The sequence below is a fragment of the Euryarchaeota archaeon genome, from assembly GCA_016207515.1.
GTDB lineage: Archaea > Thermoplasmatota > SW-10-69-26 > JACQPN01 > JACQPN01 > JACQPN01.
Genome location: JACQPN010000011.1, coordinates 17,298 through 40,222, shown reverse-complemented (window position 1 = coordinate 40,222; position 22,925 = coordinate 17,298). Strand labels below are relative to the sequence as shown.

The 22,925-nt window shown below is 61.7% G+C and carries 28 protein-coding genes and 1 tRNA gene; 13 read left to right on the top strand and 16 right to left on the bottom strand.

Annotated elements, in window-relative coordinates:
• Nucleotides 1–22 precede the first annotated feature (22 nt).
• The 4 genes from HY556_05050 to HY556_05035 form a co-directional block, all read right to left on the bottom strand.
• Entirely contained in the window at nt 23–487 is a 465-nt protein-coding gene (locus tag HY556_05050) for a hypothetical protein (GenBank protein MBI4393153.1), read from the bottom strand.
• Nucleotides 488–697: 210 nt separating this feature from the next.
• Entirely contained in the window at nt 698–2,143 is a 1,446-nt protein-coding gene (locus tag HY556_05045) for a hypothetical protein (GenBank protein ID MBI4393152.1), read from the bottom strand.
• 221 nt (nt 2,144–2,364) lie between these two features.
• A complete protein-coding gene (locus HY556_05040; GenBank protein ID MBI4393151.1) occupies nt 2,365–2,982 on the bottom strand; it encodes a winged helix-turn-helix transcriptional regulator in 618 nt (205 codons plus the stop codon).
• A gap of 24 nt (nt 2,983–3,006) precedes the next feature.
• Complete coding sequence (locus tag HY556_05035; GenBank protein ID MBI4393150.1) at nt 3,007–3,279, bottom strand: hypothetical protein; 273 nt, start codon at nt 3,277–3,279, stop codon at nt 3,007–3,009.
• A 110-nt stretch (nt 3,280–3,389) separates the two neighbouring features.
• On the opposite strand from HY556_05035, the gene HY556_05030 reads away from it, so the two are divergent.
• Nucleotides 3,390–3,950 (top strand): phosphatase PAP2 family protein, encoded by a 561-nt coding sequence (locus HY556_05030; protein ID MBI4393149.1) that lies wholly within the window; start codon nt 3,390–3,392, stop codon nt 3,948–3,950.
• Here the strand turns inward: HY556_05030 and HY556_05025 are convergent.
• The gene (locus HY556_05025) at nt 3,910–4,299 is read right to left on the bottom strand and encodes a YkgJ family cysteine cluster protein (protein MBI4393148.1); all 390 of its coding nucleotides are present in this window, start codon (nt 4,297–4,299) and stop codon (nt 3,910–3,912) included. The genes HY556_05030 and HY556_05025 overlap by 41 nt on opposite strands.
• Complete coding sequence (gene dcd, locus HY556_05020) at nt 4,286–4,774, bottom strand: dCTP deaminase (protein ID MBI4393147.1); 489 nt, start codon at nt 4,772–4,774, stop codon at nt 4,286–4,288. Before dcd ends, HY556_05025 begins: the two co-directional genes overlap by 14 nt.
• 295 nt (nt 4,775–5,069) lie before the next feature.
• On the opposite strand from dcd, the gene HY556_05015 reads away from it, so the two are divergent.
• Nucleotides 5,070–5,143 (top strand) — tRNA-Arg (locus HY556_05015).
• A gap of 254 nt (nt 5,144–5,397) precedes the next feature.
• Here HY556_05015 and HY556_05010 read toward each other — a convergent pair.
• The 3 genes from HY556_05010 to HY556_05000 are packed head-to-tail and all read right to left on the bottom strand — an operon-like array spanning nt 5,398 to nt 6,826.
• Nucleotides 5,398–5,970: a hypothetical protein gene (locus HY556_05010; GenBank protein MBI4393146.1), complete on the bottom strand. Its 573-nt coding sequence runs from the start codon at nt 5,968–5,970 to the stop codon at nt 5,398–5,400.
• A gap of 32 nt (nt 5,971–6,002) precedes the next feature.
• Complete coding sequence (locus tag HY556_05005) at nt 6,003–6,533, bottom strand: hypothetical protein (GenBank protein ID MBI4393145.1); 531 nt, start codon at nt 6,531–6,533, stop codon at nt 6,003–6,005.
• Entirely contained in the window at nt 6,530–6,826 is a 297-nt protein-coding gene (locus HY556_05000) for a hypothetical protein (GenBank protein ID MBI4393144.1), read from the bottom strand. The genes HY556_05005 and HY556_05000 overlap by 4 nt, the downstream gene beginning before the upstream one ends.
• A gap of 301 nt (nt 6,827–7,127) precedes the next feature.
• Between HY556_05000 and HY556_04995 the strand changes: the two genes are divergently transcribed.
• Nucleotides 7,128–7,454, top strand: a complete 327-nt coding sequence (locus tag HY556_04995; GenBank protein ID MBI4393143.1) for a hypothetical protein — start codon at nt 7,128–7,130, stop codon at nt 7,452–7,454.
• 108 nt (nt 7,455–7,562) lie between these two features.
• The gene (locus HY556_04990; GenBank protein MBI4393142.1) at nt 7,563–7,964 is read left to right on the top strand and encodes a hypothetical protein; all 402 of its coding nucleotides are present in this window, start codon (nt 7,563–7,565) and stop codon (nt 7,962–7,964) included.
• 89 nt (nt 7,965–8,053) lie between these two features.
• Here the strand turns inward: HY556_04990 and HY556_04985 are convergent, their stop codons facing one another.
• Both HY556_04985 and HY556_04980 read right to left on the bottom strand, forming a co-directional pair.
• Nucleotides 8,054–8,398 carry a hypothetical protein gene (locus tag HY556_04985; protein MBI4393141.1) on the bottom strand — a complete coding sequence of 115 codons (345 nt, stop codon included), beginning with the start codon at nt 8,396–8,398 and terminating at the stop codon, nt 8,054–8,056.
• Nucleotides 8,395–9,000: a hypothetical protein gene (locus HY556_04980; protein MBI4393140.1), complete on the bottom strand. Its 606-nt coding sequence runs from the start codon at nt 8,998–9,000 to the stop codon at nt 8,395–8,397. Before HY556_04980 ends, HY556_04985 begins: the two co-directional genes overlap by 4 nt.
• 256 nt (nt 9,001–9,256) lie before the next feature.
• On the opposite strand from HY556_04980, the gene HY556_04975 reads away from it, so the two are divergent.
• The gene (locus HY556_04975) at nt 9,257–10,024 is read left to right on the top strand and encodes a hypothetical protein (protein MBI4393139.1); all 768 of its coding nucleotides are present in this window, start codon (nt 9,257–9,259) and stop codon (nt 10,022–10,024) included.
• Between the two features lie 132 nt (nt 10,025–10,156).
• Nucleotides 10,157–10,591 (top strand): DUF2203 domain-containing protein, encoded by a 435-nt coding sequence (locus HY556_04970; protein MBI4393138.1) that lies wholly within the window; start codon nt 10,157–10,159, stop codon nt 10,589–10,591.
• 133 nt (nt 10,592–10,724) lie between these two features.
• Here HY556_04970 and metG read toward each other — a convergent pair whose 3' ends face one another.
• Nucleotides 10,725–12,863 (bottom strand): methionine--tRNA ligase, encoded by a 2,139-nt coding sequence (gene metG / locus HY556_04965; GenBank protein ID MBI4393137.1) that lies wholly within the window; start codon nt 12,861–12,863, stop codon nt 10,725–10,727.
• Between the two features lie 145 nt (nt 12,864–13,008).
• Between metG and HY556_04960 the strand changes: the two genes are divergently transcribed.
• Nucleotides 13,009–13,569, top strand: coding sequence for a CBS domain-containing protein (locus HY556_04960; protein ID MBI4393136.1), 561 nt, complete (start codon nt 13,009–13,011; stop codon nt 13,567–13,569).
• Between the two features lie 79 nt (nt 13,570–13,648).
• On the opposite strand, the gene HY556_04955 is transcribed toward HY556_04960, so the two are convergent.
• Nucleotides 13,649–14,293: an endonuclease V gene (locus tag HY556_04955; GenBank protein ID MBI4393135.1), complete on the bottom strand. Its 645-nt coding sequence runs from the start codon at nt 14,291–14,293 to the stop codon at nt 13,649–13,651.
• A 117-nt stretch (nt 14,294–14,410) separates the two neighbouring features.
• Between HY556_04955 and HY556_04950 the strand changes: the two genes are divergently transcribed.
• Nucleotides 14,411–16,468: a DUF4382 domain-containing protein gene (locus HY556_04950; protein MBI4393134.1), complete on the top strand. Its 2,058-nt coding sequence runs from the start codon at nt 14,411–14,413 to the stop codon at nt 16,466–16,468.
• On the opposite strand, the gene HY556_04945 is transcribed toward HY556_04950, so the two are convergent.
• Nucleotides 16,428–17,048: a LysR family transcriptional regulator gene (locus HY556_04945; GenBank protein MBI4393133.1), complete on the bottom strand. Its 621-nt coding sequence runs from the start codon at nt 17,046–17,048 to the stop codon at nt 16,428–16,430. The genes HY556_04950 and HY556_04945 overlap by 41 nt on opposite strands.
• 137 nt (nt 17,049–17,185) lie before the next feature.
• On the opposite strand from HY556_04945, the gene HY556_04940 reads away from it, so the two are divergent.
• The 5 genes from HY556_04940 to HY556_04920 are packed head-to-tail and all read left to right on the top strand — an operon-like array spanning nt 17,186 to nt 20,368.
• Complete coding sequence (locus tag HY556_04940; protein MBI4393132.1) at nt 17,186–18,043, top strand: substrate-binding domain-containing protein; 858 nt, start codon at nt 17,186–17,188, stop codon at nt 18,041–18,043.
• Entirely contained in the window at nt 18,036–18,680 is a 645-nt protein-coding gene (locus HY556_04935; protein ID MBI4393131.1) for an ABC transporter permease, read from the top strand. Before HY556_04940 ends, HY556_04935 begins: the two co-directional genes overlap by 8 nt.
• Nucleotides 18,677–19,381 carry an ATP-binding cassette domain-containing protein gene (locus HY556_04930; GenBank protein ID MBI4393130.1) on the top strand — a complete coding sequence of 235 codons (705 nt, stop codon included), beginning with the start codon at nt 18,677–18,679 and terminating at the stop codon, nt 19,379–19,381. The genes HY556_04935 and HY556_04930 overlap by 4 nt, the downstream gene beginning before the upstream one ends.
• Before the next feature lie 41 nt (nt 19,382–19,422).
• Nucleotides 19,423–19,713, top strand: a complete 291-nt coding sequence (locus tag HY556_04925) for a hypothetical protein (GenBank protein ID MBI4393129.1) — start codon at nt 19,423–19,425, stop codon at nt 19,711–19,713.
• Nucleotides 19,706–20,368 carry a DNA-3-methyladenine glycosylase 2 family protein gene (locus tag HY556_04920; GenBank protein ID MBI4393128.1) on the top strand — a complete coding sequence of 221 codons (663 nt, stop codon included), beginning with the start codon at nt 19,706–19,708 and terminating at the stop codon, nt 20,366–20,368. The genes HY556_04925 and HY556_04920 overlap by 8 nt, the downstream gene beginning before the upstream one ends.
• A 23-nt stretch (nt 20,369–20,391) precedes the next feature.
• On the opposite strand, the gene HY556_04915 is transcribed toward HY556_04920, so the two are convergent.
• Entirely contained in the window at nt 20,392–21,390 is a 999-nt protein-coding gene (locus HY556_04915) for a transporter substrate-binding domain-containing protein (GenBank protein ID MBI4393127.1), read from the bottom strand.
• A 184-nt stretch (nt 21,391–21,574) separates the two neighbouring features.
• On the bottom strand, nt 21,575–22,588 hold the full coding sequence (locus HY556_04910) for a hypothetical protein (GenBank protein ID MBI4393126.1): 1,014 nt from the start codon (nt 22,586–22,588) through the stop codon (nt 21,575–21,577).
• Between the last annotated feature and the right edge of the window lie 337 nt (nt 22,589–22,925).

The window sequence follows — 22,925 nt, the reverse complement described above, 5'->3', positions numbered from 1 at the left end:
AGGGGCCAGCTCCCCGATCATCCTAAGCGGTGAAGCGAAGCGCCGCCGCCATCTGCGACGGGCTGTCAACGACGACGGCGACGGAGTCCGCGAGGGCCACGAACGGCGCGAGAAGCGCCGCCTCCACCTTTTCGACGATCAACGCTATCACCGAAGGCACGCGCACCAATTGGCGCCCGATGTCCTTCGACGGCTTGGCCTGCGATGCGGTCGAAACGTCGTCGATCGGCCGGGTGTCCGTGTCAGGCGGCGACACCGGCGTGGTCGACGCGGGATGGGTGTCCGCAGCGGGCCCCTCGGGAAGGACCGCCTCTTCGATGGCCGACGGCAGGCCGTCGTTACGCGGCAGCAGGCCCGGGTCTTCTGCCGGTTCCACGCGGGGCGTAAGGTCGCTAGTCGGAACTCCGACGCCCGCGGGCGCCGCGGCGGCCCCGGCCGCGAAGACCACGATCACCATGCCAACGACGATTCCCCTCTTTGCCGACATGTCATCACCGCACGAGACGACGCCCGGAGACTATTCGTGCGTTGTGTGGCAAACGTCGAAGGATGCCCGAGGGGTCGATCCGCGCGCTACAAGTGGATATGAGGGGCAAAACACCAAAACCCGTCATCTTGAGAGACACGTCGTCCCGAAGCTGATAACCCCGGGAAGGGCCGAAGGGGCCGCTTCCTTGTACGTCGCCCAAAACGGTCTTTACGGGCGCCGCGGCCTGAAGAGGTTGAACGCTGCCGCGGCCGACACCAAGACGCCGGCGGCAAGCCCCACGACGATGCTCGGGTTCGTCGCGACGACCTCGACCACGGACTGGACGGACATGGATTCGATGGTGAACGCGTGGACGCTCCAATGGTTGACGCTCACGAGGACTTGCCAACCGTCGTCGCCCTTGACGATCCAATACTCGGGCGTGCTGTCGTCCGTCGCGTCGAGGACGTCCACGAGGCCCCCCTGCGCTTCTATTATGGGAACCTCGCTCCACGTCCCCCCGACCTCGTCGTAGAAGCGGAGGACGAGTTCGTCTGCGCGTAGAAGCGCCCGGTCGACGTTTATGACGAAGACCTTTCCCGAGATGCCTTGCGCAGCGGTCACGAACCTCAACGTGTCGTTGGCGCTTGAGAAATTGATGGTCACGTCGTCGAGGACGACGGAATCCACCACGATGCCACGCGCCTTGAGGATGGTGATCTCGGCGCCGACCCTGCCCTTGGTCTTCGCGTCCTCGATATCGGGACGGTTCGCCTCGCCTGCGCCCTTGAGAAGCTGCTGGTCGGAGTGTGCGACGAGCTTGGCGCCGTCGTCGAAATACACTGCGCCGTCCGCCGAGACGTTCCCGGCGGCGCGTAACGTCGCGGTCAGGTTCTCGCCGTCCGTCGCCCGGAAGGCACCCTCGTCTCTCGTCACGTTGAGATAGTCCGCGAAGTCGATAATGCCTTGCGCGTCGTCCTCGAGGTCCACTCTCAAAGCGATCGCCGGGTTGTCGTGGACCCTTATCGCGGCGTTTTCCCATTCAAGCCTGAAATCCGCGCCTTCGACCTTGATACCCTCGAACTCGCCGGCGCGGCTCACCGCGACCCCATCGAGCAGGAGTTGACTCGAGACCGTGAGTGTCGAGATGGTCGCATTCTGCAGATCCATGGAGAAAGTGATGTATCGCCCCGTGACCTCGTTGCCGGAGAAATTGAAATGACCGACGCGTTCATGAGGCTGGTCGGCGACGCGTTCGAGAATCTCCTTGAACTCTTCCCGAAGTTGTTCTTCGAACGCGCGGCGCTCGTCCCGCTGTGCCCGCAGAAACGTCTCCCTGGCCTCGCGATTGAGCTCTTCGCACGTCCGAATCTCCTCGTCGGAAGCCCCCTCGTCCTTACATGCGTCGCGGCTCGCGTTCAACTCTGCCGATACGTTCTGGCGCTCGAGACGCTGCTCCTCGGTGAAGTTCTTCCGTTCCTCGGCGTGATCGCGGGCGGCCTCGGCGATCTCGCGATCCGTCTCCTCGTCCTCCTCGGAGCGGCCGTCGGCGCGCCCTTCGGACGACCTGGATTCCCCTTCATCCCGGCCGGAAGAACCCGAACCGGAAGAATCGTCGTCCCCGGATTTTTCACCATCCGCAAGGACGGGCTGCAGGAAAGGAACGGTCAACATCGCGAAAATCAGACTAACCAAGAACCATCGCTTAACGGGGGACAGGGGCATACTCTCGGGACTCCTGTTCGCATACCTGCACTTAAATACAATGCGGTACACGCATCGAAACCTTGTTAAGCTTTGACCGTTCGCCACCGGGTCGCCCGGGGTGCGGCGAATAGGAGACGGTGGCTCCGTCGTCGCCCCCTGGCGTCGACGCCGATCTTCGAAACCACGGATCAGTGAACCTCCCTACCGGTGGGCGATTCCCTGGTGTCCGAGACGTCCCTTGGCTCCGGGACCCCGTCCGTCTCCGGCGCTTCGGCAACCGCGACCGGTGGATTCGGTTCAAGGGACAGCCAGGCTTCGGCGAAGCGATCCACGACGTCGTCGACAAAACTCTCTCGATAGACGATCAGTGTCTTTGCCACGAGGTCGGCTTCAGCGACGGTGTAGCGGTTCTCGCGCCCATCCTCCCGCCGCGAGATGATGCCCGCGGTCATCATTTTCTTCAGATGAAAAGACAGCGTCGAGGGGCTCACGCCAACCACTTTCAAAATGCTCCCATGGGTCGAATCGGGGTTGAGCAGAAGATGCGTTGCGACCTGCCGCGGGATCTTCTGGCGAAGCACCGACAGGATGTCCTTCTCGCGCCTCCCTTGGGCACCCGCGACGAAATAACGCGTGTACCTCTCGTCCGCCCGGGCCACCAGTATTTCGAGCTTCGTCATGTAATGCAAATGGTATTCGAGGGTGCCGACGGGCAAAGCGAGCGCCCGTTGGATCTCCCGCATATGGGTGCCCGGGAACTTAGTGACGTGCTCGTATATGCGACGGCGCGTCTCGAGTTCCAGCACCTCTGCCGGTGGTTCGGGCAGACTTCACCTCTTTGCGACTGATAGGTAGAGAAGCGCGATGACCGCAAGGTCAAGGACACTTCCCGGCACGTCCGCCACTTGCAGGACGGCCACCTGGTACAGGGCGTAGCCTCCCTTCACCACGAGCACCAGGAACGCGGCGGTCACATAGAGCAGTCTCGGGGATGCGAGTCGCCGGTACGAGATGGCCGAGACGACGCATAGAAGCCCGGCCAAGGCCAACGTCAGGACCGCCAGGAAAACTGAAACGTTTGCCGTGACCTCGTCCATCGACACGTCCCCATCCTTCCTAGGAGCCCATGTTATTAAAAGGGAAGGCTTCGTGCAGCGAGAACGCCTAGAATCTTGCGGCAAATATAACTCCGATGAGCGAGTAGCGCGGCATCGTGGGCATCGAGGAAGACATCATCGTCCTTTTCAACCAAGGGCTGGCGAATCCCGTGCTCGACGGCCTCGCGGTCTTCCTCAACTACGCCGGGTTCCCTTTCACGTACTACGCCGCCGCCGGGATACTCTATTGGCGCGGCCACAAGCGGCTCGCGCTGCTCCTCGCCCTGTCTCTCGTCCTTGCGGACCTCTCGACCGTCGCAATGAAATTCATGGTGAACCGGCCCCGACCGCCCGACATCATGGACGTCCGTCTCGTCGCTCCGACGGATGGTCTCCCGTCTTTCCCCTCGGGCCATGCTGTCCGTGCGTTCGCGTTTGCGACCATCCTCGCCCTCGAGAAAGTAGACCGGAAATGGGTCATCGGTGCGGCAGCCTTTGCCACGGTGATATCGCTTTCCCGCATCTACGCGGGAGCCCACTACCCGACCGACGTGATTGGAGGCGCCATCTGGGGCGTCGTCTGCGCCTGGGTGAGCCTGAAGTATGCGAAGACAGACGCCGGAGCGCGGTTGATCGCTAGGTTTTCCCGTTCGAGCGCCGCGACGCCTCAAGGTTGAGAGTCTCTACCACTCGCATCAATTCCGGGGCCCGGCGAAGGAAATCCCCGAACTCGTTCCAGTATGGGCAGCAATCGTCAAGGCCAGGCTCCCCGTCGATCATCACGAGCGGATAGAGCCGGCACCCCTCAGGCCTGATCTCGTAGACCGAACAACGGCCGCCTACGAGGAAGACGCAATGGCCGTCGGTGTTCCGGAGTTGGATCGCGTTTCCTACGCGTTCGACGAAGGTCTCAGGCGCATGCCCCGCCGCATGGAGACGCGCGACGTCCAATTCAAGGAGCGGCATCTCCGTGTCGTAACAACACTTCGAACAACCGTGCGAGAGGCAGGGGTTACTCTTTGGCAAGCGTTATCCCGCGCTGTCCCTGGTAGTTCCCGGAGCGCTCCTTGTACATCTTCAACGGCGGACTCGTGAGCCGTTCGAACGCGATCTGGCAGAAACGGTCGCCGATGGGGATGCGAAGTGACTCGGAGGCCGAATTGAAGGCCCCGATCGTGAGCGTGCCCTCGAACCCTGCCTCCACCTTGCCAAACGACGCGAGGACCCCTTTACGAGCGTAACTCGACCGGATCCAAAGTTGCGAACACACGGTTGGACCGTGCTTCAGGTACTCGCGCGTGCCCACGAGGAAACGCTTCATGGCGGGGACGACGGCGTCGCCGGTTTTCACGGGAAGCCCGCCATTGTGGCCAGGGACTAATACCTCAGCGATCGTGAGGTCGATCCCATTCGGAGTAAGGTGCTTGTCGTTCCAAGGATCGATCGCCAACTCGCCGGACTTTAGCGCCTCAAGGATATCGGCATCGGAAAGGACGGACACGAAGGCGCCCAACTGCCCGGGCGCTGATAATCCTTCGGCTCCCAATTGGAAAGGACTTATAACGGCAGGTGGGTTGACCGGCGGTATCAGCGCCGCTGTTCGCCGTCGCGATCACGAAGGCTACGGTACTGGATGAGACAAACTTCGTCCCAACCTCGGCCACGCGACGGCGTGGCCTCGGGCGCTAGGTGACTCGCCCTTCGGGCTCGTCACCTGCGCAGGCGGAAAACACGTTTCCGCCGCGCGGCGGCCACCACGGTGGCCGCCTGCGCCATCGACGGCTTGCGCCGTCGCTGGGCTCGTGGGGTAGCCAGGATATCCTGCTGGGCTTCGAACCCGGAGACCCGCGTTCGAATCGCGGCGAGCCCGTCCCTCTCCAACAGTCCCAATAGGGACGGGCGAGGCGCGATGAGATAGGATGACGAGCGCAGCGAGTCATCCGTGTCGAATCCGGGCGGGTCCCCATAATCTCTTCCGACCGGATTCAAGGGGACGAGCGCCAGCGAGTCCCCGAAGAAGCGCGGCGAGCCCGTATGTTCCCTACGGCGCGTTTGCATGTATGCGGACGCGCCCGAACCACGCTCGGGAGCACATCCCCCGGGAAATCCAAAGGCCGTCATCCTTCACGGCTGCGAGCTCGTAGAAGTGTAATTGCAGCACTCTTGTAGGACGGGCTGCCAACGCTCGTCGCTCGGGTGCCAATATTTGTGACTTCCCCCCACGGAGTAGACTTCGCTGCAGTTGATCTGGACCGGCTGCGGGGTCTGGTCGACGACGTTCCCATGCTCGTCAAAACACGTGCTCTCGAACAGAGTGCCTCCACTCGTTATGTGGCCATCCCAACCATAGTCAAATTGGATTTCGTACTTCACAAGGAACCCATTGTCCCCGTGTTCACGGGGTACCATGCCGGTATAGTTCATGGCCTTCCAAGTGTGCGCTGGTAGCACCTCGAAGATCGAGATCACCTTGGGGGCGTACTGCAATGAGCGGGGTATGCTTGGGTAGAAAGACCAATAAGTAATGGTTAGACTCGTCACGCGCACATCGATGTTTTCGATGGTCGCGAAGATCCACCTAAGCGTCAACTCCTTGTCCGGCCCGAATTCGTGAACCACATCACCTAGGTGAAGCACGTATCTGGGACCAGTGTCAGAAGTGCACCCTCCGACCAAGAGGAGACTGCTCGCAACCATGACCTGGAAAACCGCAAAGTGCGTTCCACGCATCACGTTCCCGCCTTTACCTTCCTCTTGGGTTTTCCCTCGTTTCCCGGCTCCCCGAATCTCACAAGCGCCGTCCTCTTGTCGAGCACCTGTATGAACGCCTTCAGCGACGGGTCGAGTTCGAGCAGTCGAACTACGTCGCGCGGCCAGTAGGTGCCCAACGTTCCGCTGCCGATCCTTGATACCTTAGCTTCGTAGTCGGCGAGCATGGGTAGTCCCGCTTCGCCTTCTATCGCGACCCATTCCTTGGGTTCGAGACATTCAGTCCCGCATGCCGTGCATCGGGCCCCCTGAAGGTGGCGAAAGACAAGGACGCGACCCGGTCGAGATACGAGGTACGACAGATCCTCGCGACCGACGAACGATTTCCGGTCGCACTTCGGGCACGCGGTGACGCTTCCTATGGGCCAGAGGCGCGTCGCTTCGAGCTTCTCGCGGATGTCCCTCGATACGCGGTCGAAATCCGCCTGGCGCGGGGGCGCTGGCAATTCGATTTCGCCGTAGTCGGCGTCCTTTACCGTCTCCTTTTTCACTTTGTCACTTCCATGGCGGTCACCACGAGGATGGTCTCGCCTTTCGCGTCGGTTCCGATGTTGAAGTCCACTCGGTAGGTGGCCCCCGACGCGAGGCGCCCCCACGAGACGAACCCGTTTGCGTGTTCGGGGCGTTTGTCTTTCTCGACCCGAAAGCACCACGCGAGCACGTCCAAGATGGTCTCGAACTTGACGAAATGCTGATGGGCATGGTAGTTCGGGTCCCTGGTGACGCGGGCACTTCGGGCAAGGCCTCGGACCTTCTCAACGGTGACAGTTGGGCCTTGCGGCATGATAATACTTCACCATTGTAAAGTAGTGGTGGAATATTATGGTTTCGGAACGGGGATCGGGTGCCGGGCGCTGCAATTACCAGGTTCCACGGCCCGGGCAGGCAACTTCCATGGCCCAGAAAAAACGCGTCCGCCCTTCAGATCGGAGTTCGAATCTCGGCGGGCGCGTACGAATCCGTGTCAGTCCACCTTCGCTTTCCACGACGGTGCCTACTTCCCGATTGCCCTCGGTTCGAACTCGTCCTTGCCCACCGACGCACCGGCCGAAACCTTTATGCCTCACTATGCCTCATAGTGAATCATGGCCACGATCCACCTCACGCCCCCCCAGGAGAGTCTCACTCGCGCGCTGGTCGCGTGCGGTTACTACGGCAACCAGAGCGAGGTCGGCCGCGCGGCCTTCGACGCCTTCCTTCAGGGCCTTTCGTCGGCGAGGAAGCGCGAGGTCGCGCTCTACCTCTACAAGCACGGGGAAGCCACGGTGAGTAGATTCGCCGAAGTGGCCAACATTCCTCTGCACGAAGCACGCGCGCTCCTACGTGAGGAAGGGCTTTTGACGAGCGGGCGCGATGCCCCCGCCGCGGAACGCCGAGAGCGTGCCAAGAAAGGTGCCTCCAAGTTCCGTTAGGCTGGTAACCCGATCCCTCTCTTCGACAACAATGTCCTCCAATGCTTCGGCGCGGCCCGCGCGCTGCCGCTTCTCAAACGCTTCAAACCGGTCCTGATCACCGACCGCGTGAGCCGTGAACAGGGGCGCACGGCACCTGCCCACGCCCGGCACCAATTCGCCGAAGGAATTCGGTCCGGGTGGATCACGCTGCACCGTCCGGCTCTAGCGCCCCCCGTCGCGCGCGTCATGGACGAGATTGTCGGACTAAGTCCAACCGACGCGGAACTCTTGGTCATCTGCACCGAGGAGAGGCTGGATCTTTTCACGGACGAGAACCTCCTCTCTAGGGCGGCCGAGAAGCGCGGCATCGAAGTATACGACGTGGTAGACGCAATAATGATGCTGGTGGAATTGGGGGACCTCGACACGAACGGAGCGAAGAAGCTGATTCTCGACATCCACCTCGAGGACGGACGAAGGTTTACGCAATCCGAGCTGGCGGGGCTTGGCCTCCAAGGCCTATTGTAGCTCGAACGCGAGCGGAATGTGTGGGACGGATTCGCGGGCAAATCCATGCGATAATCTCGGCGGGCACTCCCCCGATTCGGCCGTGACCCTCAGAACTCAATCCCAAACGCGCTTGAGAACTCCTCGATCCTCCGAAACTCCGCCAGGAATGCGTGCCCCTCCTTCGTCAGCGAGTAGCGCGTCCCCCCATCGCCGTCTCTCCTGTCCAACAGCTTCTTCGCAACCAACTCGTCGAGGTATCTCCCCAGCCTGTCCGAGGAGAGGTTCGCGCCGTAGAGGATTCTGGTCGGTCTCGCTTCGCCATCCTGGGCGACCGCCCGCATGATGTCGACGAGGATTCGGACCTTCGAGCGCTGCTGACCCGCGACAGGACGTTTCGGGCCACCGGACGGTGGCTCGGCGGGCGAGGACGCCTCCGGTGATGTCGCACTCATCCCGGTGCCTTCACCCTCCGCAGCACGAGGGCGATCACGACATAACCCGAGAGGCGAGCTGCATCGGCGACCAAATCTGGAGGTCCGAGGCTCAGGCCGTCGATGAGGAAGATCAATTGTGCCGCGAGCATCAGGCCGAACCCGACGCCCATCAGGAGGGCATTCCGCGATTTCTTCTCCACGTAGTTCACGAACGCGAACGACGCCACGATGAAGGCGAGGACGAAGTTCAAAAAGCCCGAGATGACGATCGCGGCACCGGGCACGATCGTAGCCGTGACGGGTTCTCGGCGGGCCGGGAGGTGGGCGATCACCAAAGCGAGAAAGCCAATGGTGGTCGCGACGTAGAACGTCCCGAGCGAGAGTTCGAAAAGAGCGGCGCGCTCGGGAGTCGGGTCGCCGCTGAACAGCACGTACAGGGCGCCTACGGCGGCCGTCGCTTCGGCAAGGGCAAAGAGGCCGAACCCAAGGGACGTGTAGAAGAGGTTCCGTCCACCGGTCATCGAGAAAGCGCGGCGCGCGAAGGCGGCGACCAGGAGAGCGACGGCGGCCGACGCCAGGTTCAACAACGCGTTTGCAAGCGGGAGGGTGGCGATCGGCATTGGTTCACGACGTTGCGGGCGAACTGCTCACCAAGCTTTCTCGACCGAGGATCATCATCGAGTACCGCCTCAAGTGGCTTCCTCCACCAAGGGACGGGCTCGCGTACTTAAGGGTTGTGAACGATGGGTCCGGACGCTTCATTCCGCGCGGCAATGATACCAGGCGTCAAACAGGGTGCTCGGTGAAAAACATGACGAACTTGCGTCCACTAATGCATGACCCGCGAACGCCCCAAGGCCCATGGAGGCCGGGAAGTTGAACCGACTCCTTGTGTTGGCCCTAGCCACCGGGGTCGCGGTGCCCGTAGGCCTTGTCGCCGCCGACACGGCGGACATCGACCTCGAGGGTGCTACCGGCATCGAGCTGCCGATCGCCAACGGGCGGTCGAAGCTCCGTGGCATGGACTTCGATGTCGAACGCGCTCACCCTGACGCTGCAAGGGACGCGCCGAAGGGAAGTTTCGCCTATGTGAACGGCGACGTATCAGGAAAGTTCGTCGCGTTCGGGTTCGACGAAGCTACGGGCACGGTCTCGGACTACACGGTCTACTTCAGCCGCGCAAACCGCACGGGCGGAGTGGTGGTTCTCGACTCCATGGAAGTGAACGTTTCCGGCCCGTATTCGCCGGCCATCAAGAACGCCACGTTCAAGGCGGAGGACGATGGGGTCACGATCGGCTCGATTGACGGTCCACTGCACCTTCTCGGGTACAGGACCAACGGGACGACTGCCACCGTGACGCTCGACCTCGCGGACGGCGTGTACGCGCGCGTCACGGGCGAGGGAGTGTACCTCCGCGGCCACGGCGTCGTAGGCCTCATCAAGCTGTCGAGGGACGCGAAGGCCACCATCAACGGCGACAAGCTGGTCTTGGAACTACCCGACCAAGGCGGCGCCGTCATGGGCTTCCACCTCCCGAACTCGAACCAAGGCCATATGGAGTACCATGAGCAGATGGGCGAACGGTTCCCGCCGCGCCACGACGATGAGCACCGTGGCGAGGCGAGGGTCGCCCACAACTGATCGCCTTGAGGGGGGCATTTTCTCCGCCCCTCCCTTTTTCCTTTGGGCTCGCCCTTCATTTTTTTGCCGCGCCCGTCCTTGTTCAGCCTCAGTCGCACAAAGCTTATGAGAGAGCTGCGCCAACATCCCCCCATGCGGGTCTTCACTCTTGACGAGGCGAACCAAGTGGTGGCTCGGGTCAAGCCGCTACTTGAATCTGCGCGCGACAAGGTGGACGAGCTCAAAGAATGCAATGAGCTTGCGAAGATGCTTCTCCATCGCCACGGTGCCGACGAGTTGGAGGTGCCGGCGAACCCTGACCACGACAGGTACTGGAGGGCACTGTCGCGCTCCAAGGAACTGGAGACGGAGATCGAGGACATGATCGAACAGGTCACGTTCACGGGAGCCGAACTCAAGGACATCCGTCAGGGCCTCATCGATTTCTACACGCTCGTCGACGGTGAGGGCGCATACCTCTGCTGGAAGGCCGGCGAAGACGAGATAACGACGTGGCATAGCCTCACCGGGGGATTTGCCGGACGGCGGCCTCTCCCCAATATCGAGGACGTGTCGACGTCCCCCTGAATCCTCACAGTGTCCTGTGGAAGCGCGCCTGAAAAATGGGACCCCTGTGGCGCGGGATGTGACGAACGGCACGTCGGCGAATCGTGAGCTACGTTAGTGAATCGCCCGCGACGTTAGCGAATAGTCGGTCACGTTATCGGATCTTTGCTCCTTGTTTCACGGGCTTGGCCGGCATCAACGGGGCCACGAGCCCGGTCTCGTCTTCGGCCGCGAGAATCATCCCTTGTGATTCCTCGCCGCGGATCTTCGAATGCTCCAAATTCGCTATGATCACGACTTGCTTGCCGAGCAGTTCCTCCGGTTTCACGTGCCCGCGTAGTCCGGCGACGAGTTGGCGGACCTCGCCACCGCCGATCTCCACTTTGATTAGGTAGAGCTTGTCCGCTTTCGGGTGGTCTCGCACGTCCTTGACGATCGCGACGCGTAGGTCCATCCTCTGGAATTCCTCAAGCTTCACCTTCGGAAAAGCGGGCGCGGCCGCGGTGTGTTCTTGCATCTTGTTCTCCACCTTCTCCACGTTCTCGAATTCTTCGAGGACCGACTTCAACTCCAGTTTTTTCACGAGCGGCTTCAAGGGGCCGAACCTTTGGCTGGCCTTCACGTGTAGACGCTCTCCGGGCCAGCGACGCGATCTTGCGTCTTCTGCCAATCCCGCCGCAGAATCCCCCCGGGGCGCTGGTACAGCTTCCCCGAGTTGGAGCCAAATGGCTTCGCTAAGCTGCGGCAAGAACGGCGCGACCGCGCGGGAGATGGTCTTGATCAGTCCCAAGTGCCACATCAGGGTGCGGCCCGCCTCCTCCTTCCCGACATCGCCGCGTTTCATGGCGGCCCACGGTGCCTGCTCGTTCATGCGCTGGTTGCCGAAGCGGGCGATTGCGAGGACCTCGCGCAGGCCGTCCTTGAACTCGCAGCGCTCCACGCGCGCCGCGGCCGCCTCAAGGCGCAGCTTCACGAATGCCTCGTCTTCGGACTTGGGGTCAAACTCGTCTTCGATGTTCGGCGCGCCGCCGAAGTTCGCCTGGCTCATTGTGAGCACACGATTCACGTAATTGCCCAGCACGTCGGCGAGTTCGTCATTCACCTTCGCTACGAAGTCGGGCCATGTCCAATCCGTGTCGCCTTTTTCCGGCATGTTTGCGATGAGGTAGTAGCGCACGGCATCGGCGTCGAAGTGCCCGAGGAGGTCGAGGACGTAGAAGGCGTTCCCCCTGCTTTTTGAGAACTTTGCGCCCGCGAACTGGAGGAATTCGTTGGCTGGCACGTCCCACGGCAGGTCCAGCCTTCCGAACTTCCCGGGCTTACGGTTGTATCCTAGGAGCATCCCGGGCCAGATTATCGTGTGGAACGGGATGTTGTCCTTCCCGAGGAAATAGTACGCTTTCGAATCGTTCGCCGCCCAGAAGTCCTTCCACGCGTCCGGTCTGCCGCTAGACCGTGCCCACTCGATCGCAGCGCTCAGGTATCCTATCACGGCCTCGAACCAGACGTAGATCCGTTTTTCTGGATACGCCCCGGCCTCAAGTGGGATGGGTACGCCGTACGTGAGGTCACGCGTGATGGCACGGGGCTTCAACCCTTCCTTCAACCACTGCTCCGTGAAATTGATCACCGAAGGTCGCCAACCCGCCTCGTTCTCCCTTGAGCCTACCCATTTCTTGAGCTCGTCTTGCAGGAGGTCGAGCCTTAGGAAGAAATGTTCCGTGTCGCGATACTCCGGTTGGGCCTTCGATATCTTGGAGCGCGGCTCGATGAGTTCCTGGGGGTCGAGTGTGCGGCCGCAGCTGTCGCATTGGTCGCCCCGGGCGTCCTTGAAATGGCAATGGGGGCACTCGCCCTCGACGTAGCGGTCAGGGAGGAAACGCTTCGCGACGGGGTCGTAGGCCGCCCGCATTGGCTTGAGCTCGATGAGGCCATTGGAGCGCAGCGTGTTGAAGAGCTCGTGCACGACGGCACGATGGTTTTCGGTCGCAGTGCTCGTGAAGAGGTCGAAATGGATGTCGAGCGCCGTCAACGCCGCCACATGCTTCTTGTGGTTCTCCTCCGCGAGCGCCTCCGGCGCGACGCCCGCTTTCTCGGCGGCGACCGTGATGGGGGTCCCATGCATGTCGGAGCCGCTCACCATCAGGACGTCGTTACCCCTCAATCGTTGGTAGCGCGCGAATATGTCGGGCGGCAGGAGGCTTCCGGCGATGTGGCCAAGGTGCAACGGCCCGTTGGCGTACGGCCATGCCACTCCGACGAAAAATTTCTGGCGTGGTCCGGAGGAGCTCAACGGCGGTCAAACGTCCAACTCGCATTTAAGAGTTGATGGCTTTCCGGCGGGCATGCGCGACTCTCCCGTTTTCAAGAATGCGCTCGCGGATCGGGCCCGCTGCGTCCGGCATAGCTTTTTATCCGAATAACCCCTGGTAATTTCGTTGGCTCTTGAGATTCCGGACCTGGAAGAGTTGAAAAGGTGGCGCTTGCGCCTCGGCCTCACGCAAGCACAGGTGGCGCGCGCCGCGGGCGTGAGCCAACCCCTGATAGCCAGGATAGAGCGCGGGAGCGTCGACCCTCGCCTTTCGACGATGAGGTCCATCATCAAGGCGCTGCGGGACGCGGAACGGCGTGAAGTGAAACTGAAGGACGTGATGACGCATCCGGTGCATAGCGTCCGCTCCACGGACACCGTGCACGGCGCCATCCAACTCATGCGCGAGAAGGGATTCTCGCAGCTTCCCGTCGTCTCGAAGGGCTTCCCCGTGGGATCCTTGAGCGAGAGGACCATCGTGCACCTTCTTTCGGAGCGCAAAAGCGCGGAGGAGCTCTCGAAAGCGCTCGTCGGCGACATCATGGGCGCTCCGTTTCCCATGGTGGGCCCGGACGCGTCCGCCGACGAGGTCTACGGGATGCTCGAGGATTCGTCGGCGGTGCTCGTGGTGGAGCGCGGACGGCTCATCGGCCTCGTCTCCAAGTCGGATCTCCTGAATCTTCTTTGACCAAGGTGAAAACACCTGTCATCATCGCCTTGGCAAAGACCAGGACCACAGCGCATCTTATCTGGACCGGGCACAAGACTCACGCCGTGAGGCGCGCTTTTTCCTCGGCCGCGAGCATGTCGGCGAGTCGCGTCGGCTCGGGCACCCTATAGACCGACGACCGTCGCACGAAGCGGATCGCGGTTTGGAGCGAGACCCTGTGCCCCGTCGAAACATAGACCGGTCGCTTGGCCCGACGCATCGACCGTACCGCCGCTCCCAGTGTCTCGCCACCGACGCGCACCGGCGTCCATTCGCCCGGTTCAAGATCCTTCTTATCGGGCGTTCCGACGAGAAGCGACTTCGCCACGCCGACGGAGGGGCGCCGGAGCACTACGCCTGCGCAACTTGCAAGTCCGGCACGGGCCGGATGGAGGACGCCGTGTCCATCCAGCATCAGAAGATCCGGTTTCCGTTTGAGCGAGCGGTAGAGCCGCTTCACCACGGGCAATTCGCGAAGGTAGAGGTGACCGGGGATGTACGGCGCGGCGACTCGGTCCACACAAGTCGCGGTGTCGACGACGTCCAGCAATCCGGCGTCGACGACCACGCACGCGCCGATCGCTTGTTCGCCAGCGAAGGCAAGGTCGAAACCGGCCACTCTACGTATCCGCGGGAACCGGTCCTCGTAAACGACGCGCTCCGCTACCTTGGCGAGGAAACGTGTGCTTTCGTCAAGACCCATGCAATCCGTAAACCCCGTCAAGTGCGCTCGAAGCCCCATAGTTAAGCGTTCCCATAAGGGTTTAAACCAACCTGCCGCAGAGGTTAGTGGCGCTGGAGAACTCGGGCTGGTGTAACCGTGGATACTGACGTCGCGGACGCTCCGGATGCAGGCGGGGCCGCGAAGAGCAAAGATCCATTCGCCCTTGCGAGGGGCACGTCGACGTGGACGCCTCCGCCGCAGGGAGAGGCCCCCGTGGACCAAGGCGCTACCGGAGGCGGGTCGGCTTCCTCGAATCCCCCACCGCGAAGCCCTGCGACGCCCCCGTCTCCACGGCGCTCTCGGGAGAACGTGGCGGTCTTCGCGGTGATCGGCGTCGTTTCCCTCCTCGGCGTGGCCGCCCTCGGAGTAATGGTCCTTCAGAAAGTGGGTCCTGGTAAAGGCGACGCGTCATCCTCAGGCGGCGCGGGCGCTACAGACGATTCCGGTAAGATGCAGCTCCACATGCTTCCATCGGATACGGTGGACTTCGAGTCCGTGACGATGCGCCTTTCCGGAGCGTGGCTCTCGGACGGCGTGACAAAGGTGAAGCTCGATGGGACACCGAACGAGATAACCTTCGTGAAAGGCGGCCTCTCCAAGATCCTCGTCGGCGAATTCGAGGCTAAGAAAGCCGAATATTCTTCGATGATCCTCGGTATCGCTTCCGTCGAGGGCACGCGCGCGGGAAGCGTCATCGACTTCCTCCTTCCTTACCGGGCGGTGGAATTCGCGATCGCCGTGACCCTCGCCGAATACAGGGCCGACATCCTCGTCGGCTTCGACCTTCCGGCCTCCATCAAGATACGCGATGGCCTGTACGCGTTCGAACCCGTGATCGCCAAGGCCTTGAGCTCATCGGCCGACAGCGACGCCGACGGCATCGTCGACACGGTCGACGCGACGCCGAACGGGGACGGACCCGATGCGGACGGCGCCCATCCGGCCCAGAGCGCGCTCGATTCGGATCCAAGCGACACATCCGGCTCGCAGGACCCAGGAACCGGTCCGAGCGAGGGCGAAAGGCAAGTGGTCCAGTTCTACATCGCCGACGACATCACGGACCAGTTCGACGGCGTGATTGTGACGATCGGCAGGTTGGATCTCCAACCGGTAGACGGCGGGGAGGCTATCACCATCTTCAAGGGGGCAAGAAGCGCCGACCTCCTTGCGCTCCATAAGAAGAATGCGGCCGCCCTCATCGCGAGCGCCCAGGTCCCGGCGGAGGCATACTCGAGCCTCTCGATAACTTTCACAGGCGTCGCTGGCGTCAAGGCCGGCATCACCACGAAGATCACCGTTGATGGCGCCCCCGCGCAGGTAGCCGTTGATATCGCCTCCTCACCCGGAAAGGCCCAATCCAAGGTCGTCGTCCTGGACCTCGCGAGATCCCTCACAGGGTCTGCCGGCGGCTATGTCTTCGTCCCCGTATTCCTCAAGACCATGGACGTCACCGCAAAGACCGCTCAAAGCGCGGGCACCACAAGCGGGACCGGTCCGACGAACGGGACGGGCGGCGCCACCACCAACAAGACGGGCCCACAAGACTCGACCGGCGGACAGGGAAACCAGTCAAAGGCGACAAACAACCAGACGGGCGGGAACACGACGACCGGTGGGAACACCACGAACCAGACGGACCAACCAGTCGTGCCCGTCAACGCGACCGGCGCGATCGACAACGCGACATCGACCGTTGGGAACGGGACCGCCGCCGTGAACGGCACGTCCGGCGCGGCCGACGACGCCGCGGATACCGTCGAAGACACCTCGGGCGCGATCAACGAAACGGACGTAGGCAACGAGACCGGGTCCCCACCTCTTGACCCCGTGAAAGACACTACGTCGAATGTGACGGATACAACGGGACCGGGAAACTCCACGCCCTCACCGATCGACCAGATACTGGAGACGACACTCGCCCTCGTGGATACGGCCGAGGAGATAGCGCTTGACGGTGTCGACTCTGTGGAAAACGCCGCGGGGAACGTCACAGGCGACCAAACAGGAAACGCGACTGGGAACGCGACGGGAACCGTCAAATCTGCGGCGACGACGGGCACGGCATCGACGGTTACGACGTCGACTGCAACAAGCACTCAGAGCGGGGTCCCGACTAGTTCCTCGACGCCTTTGCTCGCGCGGCCGATCCGGTAGTCGAGCGCCGTCGTGCCTTTCGCGCTCGCGACTTTTCGACACCGATGAGCACTTCGGTCGACTTGACGATCGCCTTCACGCGGCTTCCTTTCTTGAGACCAAGTTCCTCCGCCGCTTCACGCGTGATGAGACTCGTCAACCGCGTAGGTCTAGAGACCGAAAGCGTGATCTTCGCAGTGTTACCGTCGAGGACCATCGTCTCGACGCGGGCGGCGAGCGAATTCCTCGCCGAAAGCTTCAACGCGACGTCCTCCCAATACGAATCGTCGTTCGCGACCTGCCTCAAGGCCTCCGTCTTCATCACGTAGTTCTTGAGAAGGCGCTTCCCGAACGGGGTCAGGGCGGTGCGGCCGCCTCGCGTGCCACCGGTCAATGATTGTATGAGCGGCGACGAAAGGCTGTCCTCGAGCGCTTTGAGCATGCCCCACGCGTGCCGGTAGGACATCTTCAACTTCTTCACGGCCTTGGCAAGCGATCCCGTCTCTTCGATCGCGAGGAGAAGCCGCGCTCGCTTGTCGCCCAGACTGAACTCGGTGTCCTGCGAGAGCCAGTACTTCCCGCCAAGGTCGTGCATCGTCATATGGCGTCGGGAGAGCGGGCCGCGAGATAAGGGTTTTCCCGTGCTCGCGTGGATGACGGGGCCGCAAAGAGGTCCTCCCTCGGACTGCGTTCCCCCGGGCCGGAAACCGTTATGCTCAGGGCAGCATATCGTCGTGCATGGATCGCGCCCCCCTGGCCATCCTCCTCGGAAGCGTCATCGTCTTCCCGGGCTGCCTTGGCGCTCTGCCCGGCGACGCGACCGCGCCCGAGCAACTCAGGATGTCCACGACTACGAGCGTCGACAACACCGGCCTCTTGGACTACCTGTCCCCGTTCGTCGTGGACGAGACCGGCCTTCTCATGCGTTGGCACGCAGTGGGCTCGGGCCAGGCGGTGGCAGATGGGAGACTCGGAAACGCAGACGTCCTCCTCGTGCACGACCCTGCGGCCGAGGCGAGGTTCGTGGCGGATGGCCATGGTTCTACGAGGCTCGCCGTGATGCGTAACGAATTCCTCGTCCTAGGCCCCGAGGCCGATCCGGCCGGCCTCGCCCACGCAACGAACGCCTCCGATGCCTTCGCGCGCATCCACGCTGCGAAAGCGCCCTTTGCCTCGCGCGGCGACGACTCGGGAACTCACGCTCGTGAGAAACTTCTCTGGAGCCTCGCGGGTTTCAACTACACGACCGATGTGGACGTCGATGAGAACACTTGGTACCGGTCGACGGGGCAAGGGATGGGGGCAACGCTTAGGATCGCCGCCGAGGTTGGTGCCTACGTCCTCTCGGACGACGCGACGTTCTACGCGTACCAAGGCGACCTGGCGCTTGAGATCCTTGTGAGAAACGACCCGCCGCTCGACAACCACTACTCGGTGATGCCCGTGAACGAAACGAAGCACCCTGGCGTCAACGAGAAGGCGGCGTGGGCGTTCGCCGAATGGCTCACCTCTTCACGCGGGCAATCGCTCATCGGGGCGTACAAGGTAGCGGGGCGAATGCTTTTCACGCCCGAGGCGGGCGCAGTCCTTGCTTGACGCAGAGACGCTCGATATCGTCCTCCTCTCGCTTGGCGTCTCGGGGACCGCGACCCTTCTCGCGGGCCTTGCCGGGGTACCGCTCGGCCTTTGGATCGGCCTCAACCGGTCGGTCTCGGCGCGCGTCCTCAAAGCGTTCACGAACGCGCTCTATGCGCTTCCCCCCGTCGCGATCGGCCTAATCGTGTACCTTGCGCTCTCGCGCAATGGCCCGGTCGGAGCGTTTGGCCTGCTTTTCACTCCGGCGGCGATGGTCATCGCCCAATTCATCCTTGCAATGCCACTCGTCGTCGGGATAACCGCGTCCGCCGTCCGCTCCGTCGACGCTGAGCTTCTTGAGACGGCGAAGAGTCTCGGCGCGCGTGGCAACGCCTACCTTATGACGGTCGTCAGGGAAGCCCGCTATGGGATACTCGCGTCCATCATGGTGGCTTTCGGTCAATCCATCTCCGAGGTCGGTGCCGTCATAATGGTCGGCGGCAACATCCGCCACCAGACACGTAACCTCACGACGACCATCGTCCTCGAAACGCAACGCGGTAACTTCGACCTCGCGCTTCTTTTGGGCGGCATCCTCATGGGGCTGGCGCTCGTCATCGCGGCAATCGTCACGTTCGCCTCGGAGGCGGAAGGGTGAAGGTCGAGACCAACGGCTTCACGCGCACGTTCAAAGGAGCGGGCGGCGTGAACGACGTCGACTTGGCGATCCCGTCCGGCGAGGTCGTTTCCGTCATCGGCCCATCGGGCGCGGGAAAGACCACGCTTCTCAAAGGCATCCTTGGGCTTCTTTCCGCCGAACGCGGAAGCGTCCGGCTCGACGGCCGCATGGACGACGAGATCCGCCTTCAAGCGGCGGCCGTCTTCCAGCGGCCCGCGCTCTTTTCGGGGACCGTGGCCGACAACGTGGGATATGGCCTGGCGCTTCGAGGCATCGACCGTTATGAAAGACGCCAAAGGGTCGCGCGGGCGCTTGAGCTCGTCGGGCTCGCGGGATTCGAGGACCGCAAGGCACGGACGCTTTCCGGCGGCGAGGGGCAGCGCGTCGCCTTTGCGCGAGCAATCGTCTACGACCCGCGCCTTCTAGTGCTTGACGAGTTCACGGCGAACCTCGACCCTCCGAACGCGGCGATCCTTGAGAAAGCTGCGCTTGGGTTCGCCAAGACGCACCGGGCGACTATCATCGCCTCGTCCCATGACCATCATCAGGTGCGCCGGATGGCCGAGCGCGTCATCGTCCTCACCATGGGCCAGGTCGCCGATGATGGGCCACCGGAACGCATCTTCTCGGCCCCTTCCATGATGGCCGCGCCCTTCATCCTCGGCAAGCTCCCAGGCTAAGAGTTAAGTGGAGGAAGAGTGTCCCGCCTGCTGGTAATTGCATGGCCTTCGCGGTCTTCGAAATAGGAAAACCCGACATCGACAAACTCAAAGCCGTCCTCGCGGACGACACCGTCTCCCGTCAATCGATCGTGGAGCGCGAGGCGAAAGCGATGGGCTTCACGGAAGACACGACGCTCGTCCTTATCGAGGGAAGCGACGCCGGCATCAAGCACGCGGAGGAACTCATCCTCAAGTTCGGCCGAAAGCACCCGAAGGCCGACGAGATCAGGCAGAAGATCAAGGACGAGGAAGACGACGCGGCGACCGGCGTGGGTTTCATTTTTGGCTAGCCGCGTCCCAAAGTCCCCTGAGGACCCGCTGGCGCCGCTCTATCCGAAGGCGCGCCGTCACTTTGGAAAGACCGACAAGACCCTCGCCGCGATCTCGAAAAGGCATCCACTGCCGGCCAGGGCCATCGAACTTGACGACCCGTTCGGCGTCCTCGCCTCCTCAATCATACATCAACAGGTGAGTGTCGCGGCCGGTAGGACCATCAGGGCCCGAGTCGCCGATGCGTGCGGCGGCAAGATCACGCCAGAAGGCATTTTGCGCGCGGGCCCTACACGGTTGAAGGCGGCCGGGACCTCGCCGCAGAAGCTCAAGTACCTCACGGATCTTGCGACGAAGGCGGCGACGGGGGAGATCCAGCTCGACGGACTTTCCAGAAAATCCGACGACGATGTCATCGAGGAACTGACGCGCGTCAAGGGCATCGGCGTCTGGACCGCGAAGATGTACCTCATCTTCCATCTAGGCAGGCAGGACATCGTCGCCCATGAGGACCTTGGCCTTCAAATAGCCGTCTCGAAGGCCTACAAGGTCTCGCGCACAAGGGCAGCGAAACGGATCGTGAAACTGGGGGCGGCGTGGTCACCTTACTCGAGCATCGCCGCGTTGACGCTTTGGAACTGGCTACATCTCCGAGGTAAGAAACGTGGTTCCTAGAATGCGCCCGGGCGCCTTTGCGTTCATATACCCCACTTGATCCGAAACGCGGTTAGCGTGCCGTCCGCCTCCATCTCCTTCAGCGCCATGTTGATTCGTACCTGAATAGCGAAATCGTCCGCTTTCATTGCGATCCCGTAGAGATCGCCAACGGAGAAGTCGAATATCTTGGTCAACCCGGAGTCCTGACCAACTTCAGTCTGGTAGAGCGGGGCATCAATCACCACGGCGTCGATTTTTCCCCGCCTTAGTGCATCAATGGCGAGAGCATAACTATCGTAACGTGCAGTCCCTTCCTCAGTGAAGTTCGCGACCGCGGCGCTGACGCCAGCACTGCCCGCCTGCACTCCGACTCTGAGGGTCTTCCCAGTCATGTCTGAAATGGAATCATATTTGTCCTTGTCCGATTCACGAACCACCATCGCCTGCTTCGCGTCGTGGTACGAGGTTGAGAATACAACCCCGTCCGGCAAAGTCTCAGGAATCGAAATGGCACTTACAGCAAGCCGGATCTTATCGCCACGAAGGGCAGGAATCAAGGGGTCAAATCCGATGTTCTCCAATTTTGGCGTGAAGGACGAACGGTTTCCAATCTCCGTGATCATGTCGATGTCGAAACCAACGAATGCGCCCGATTCCGAGTCGATATGCTCGAACGGCGGAAACGCCGCATCCGTACCCACTACGACCTCACCCATGGCCGTCCATCCATGTGAACGTACCGTCGACTCATTGGTCCAAATCGGGTCTTTGTCCGCGGGCCCCTGGAAGTAGCCCCGGAAGTACCAAGTTCCAGGTTCGTCAATTGTGCACGTGAAAGAGAACGTTTGATTGGAATCGTTACCGGCCTCCTCGCACGACATTTCGTACGCGGCATGTGTTGGATCATTAGTCGAGTTACTGGAAAAATGCAGGCCGATATCGGCTGCCACGACTTTTGCAACCCCGGTCACCGTCACATTCGCGTCAAATGGAGCGCCCGTGGTGACGTCGGGCGGCAAAGGTGCCATCAGAATGCCCAATTGGACGGCTTCCGCGGGCGCTTGGGACGGGCCACTGGTGCATCCCGCGGTCATGACCAACCATGTCGCAATCAGTGTAGGGAACGCAGCGGTCGGGAATCGTTTCATATTGATCAGCTGCGCTTCAGCGCAGTACGGGGATAATAAATCCTCCTTTGGCGACCGTAGGCATCTTCATCGACCCTTACTGGCTGATGCCGGGCGTTTGTGTTGACAACCTGCCTGGTGCAATGGACCAGACCTCGTTCAGGGCCGCCTGAAGCTTGGAGTACGCCACGAACGGGCCGACGATGACCAAGGCGCCCAAAACGTACCAGAGTATGAAACTCCCAAAGGTAAACGTCACTGGAAGACCAAGGGTCCTCCTAGCTCCATTCACGTCGTCGATAAAACCAGACATGTATACGACTTGCAAGATAAGACTGGGGATGATGCAGAACACGTAGGCGACAATCCCCAACAACGGCACCGCCACCAGGAAGAAGACGCCCAGCAGATAGAACGCCAAAGCGCCCCAATAAACCAATGCTGGAAACGCCCGCATCTTGAACTGATCAGTTATTTCTTTTCGTGCGGCAAAGTGCCAATACCAGACGTAGATTCCAAGGGTGACGACGATTAGCGCAAGCCCACGCCAGAACGACCGGACCTTCCCCCGCAGATGTATTGCCGGCGGCGCAAGAGGCGCGGTCGCCGAGGCCTTGGTCGAAGGGGTTGCCGGCGGCGTCGCTGATTCGGGCAGGACCGGCCGCGCAGGGGGTGGCAGCGTCAGACCGCATTGACGGCACACCGGAGTTGAAGACGGGTTCGTTCCCGCGCAAAAAGGGCAAAAAGACTCGTTTGTGCCAATGTCACGGACCCCGAGGGTGGACGGCGCACGTTCTTTGGCTATCGTGTCCGACAAAGGTCGTGGGTTTTCGCTTGGCGGCGTGGTATAGCGCCCGGAAGAATCGGACGGGCCCGAATACGAAGTCTGCTCGCGGGATCCTGGACCGGCGCTGGTGCCAACTGTTTCTGCGGCGAACGACGGGCGAAACTCGGCCGCGAGGGCAGTTTTCTCGACTGCTTTTTCCTCTAAAGCGGGACGTTTTGCTTCCTTTGGTCTGCCCGGCTTACGTCGTTCGGTGGTTCGGGCTGTGGCGACCTCTGGACTATTGTTTTTGAACAACGGTGCGGCAGAAGCCGCGATCTTTTTCAACCGGCGAGCGCAGACAACACAGAAGGAAAATGACGCCTGGTTGGGCGCGTTGCAAATTTGGCAACTAACTAGTGTCGCCGTGCCGAGGTGTGAGATACTCTCGATGTCAGGAAGGGCCCGACCGCAAGCTTTGCAGTTTGACGCGGACTTGGGATTGCTTGACGCGCAATAGGGACAGAACGTGACCACAGTCGTAACCTGCATTCGGCGCGGGCTACTTAGCGGTGATGGCTCGTGCGGATTGAATCCCGGAGTCGCGGTCCAAGAACAGAGTCTGCGGAAATCCCTAGATCTTGCCGATGAGTAGGACGCCCTTTTGACCGTAGGATTAATGTAC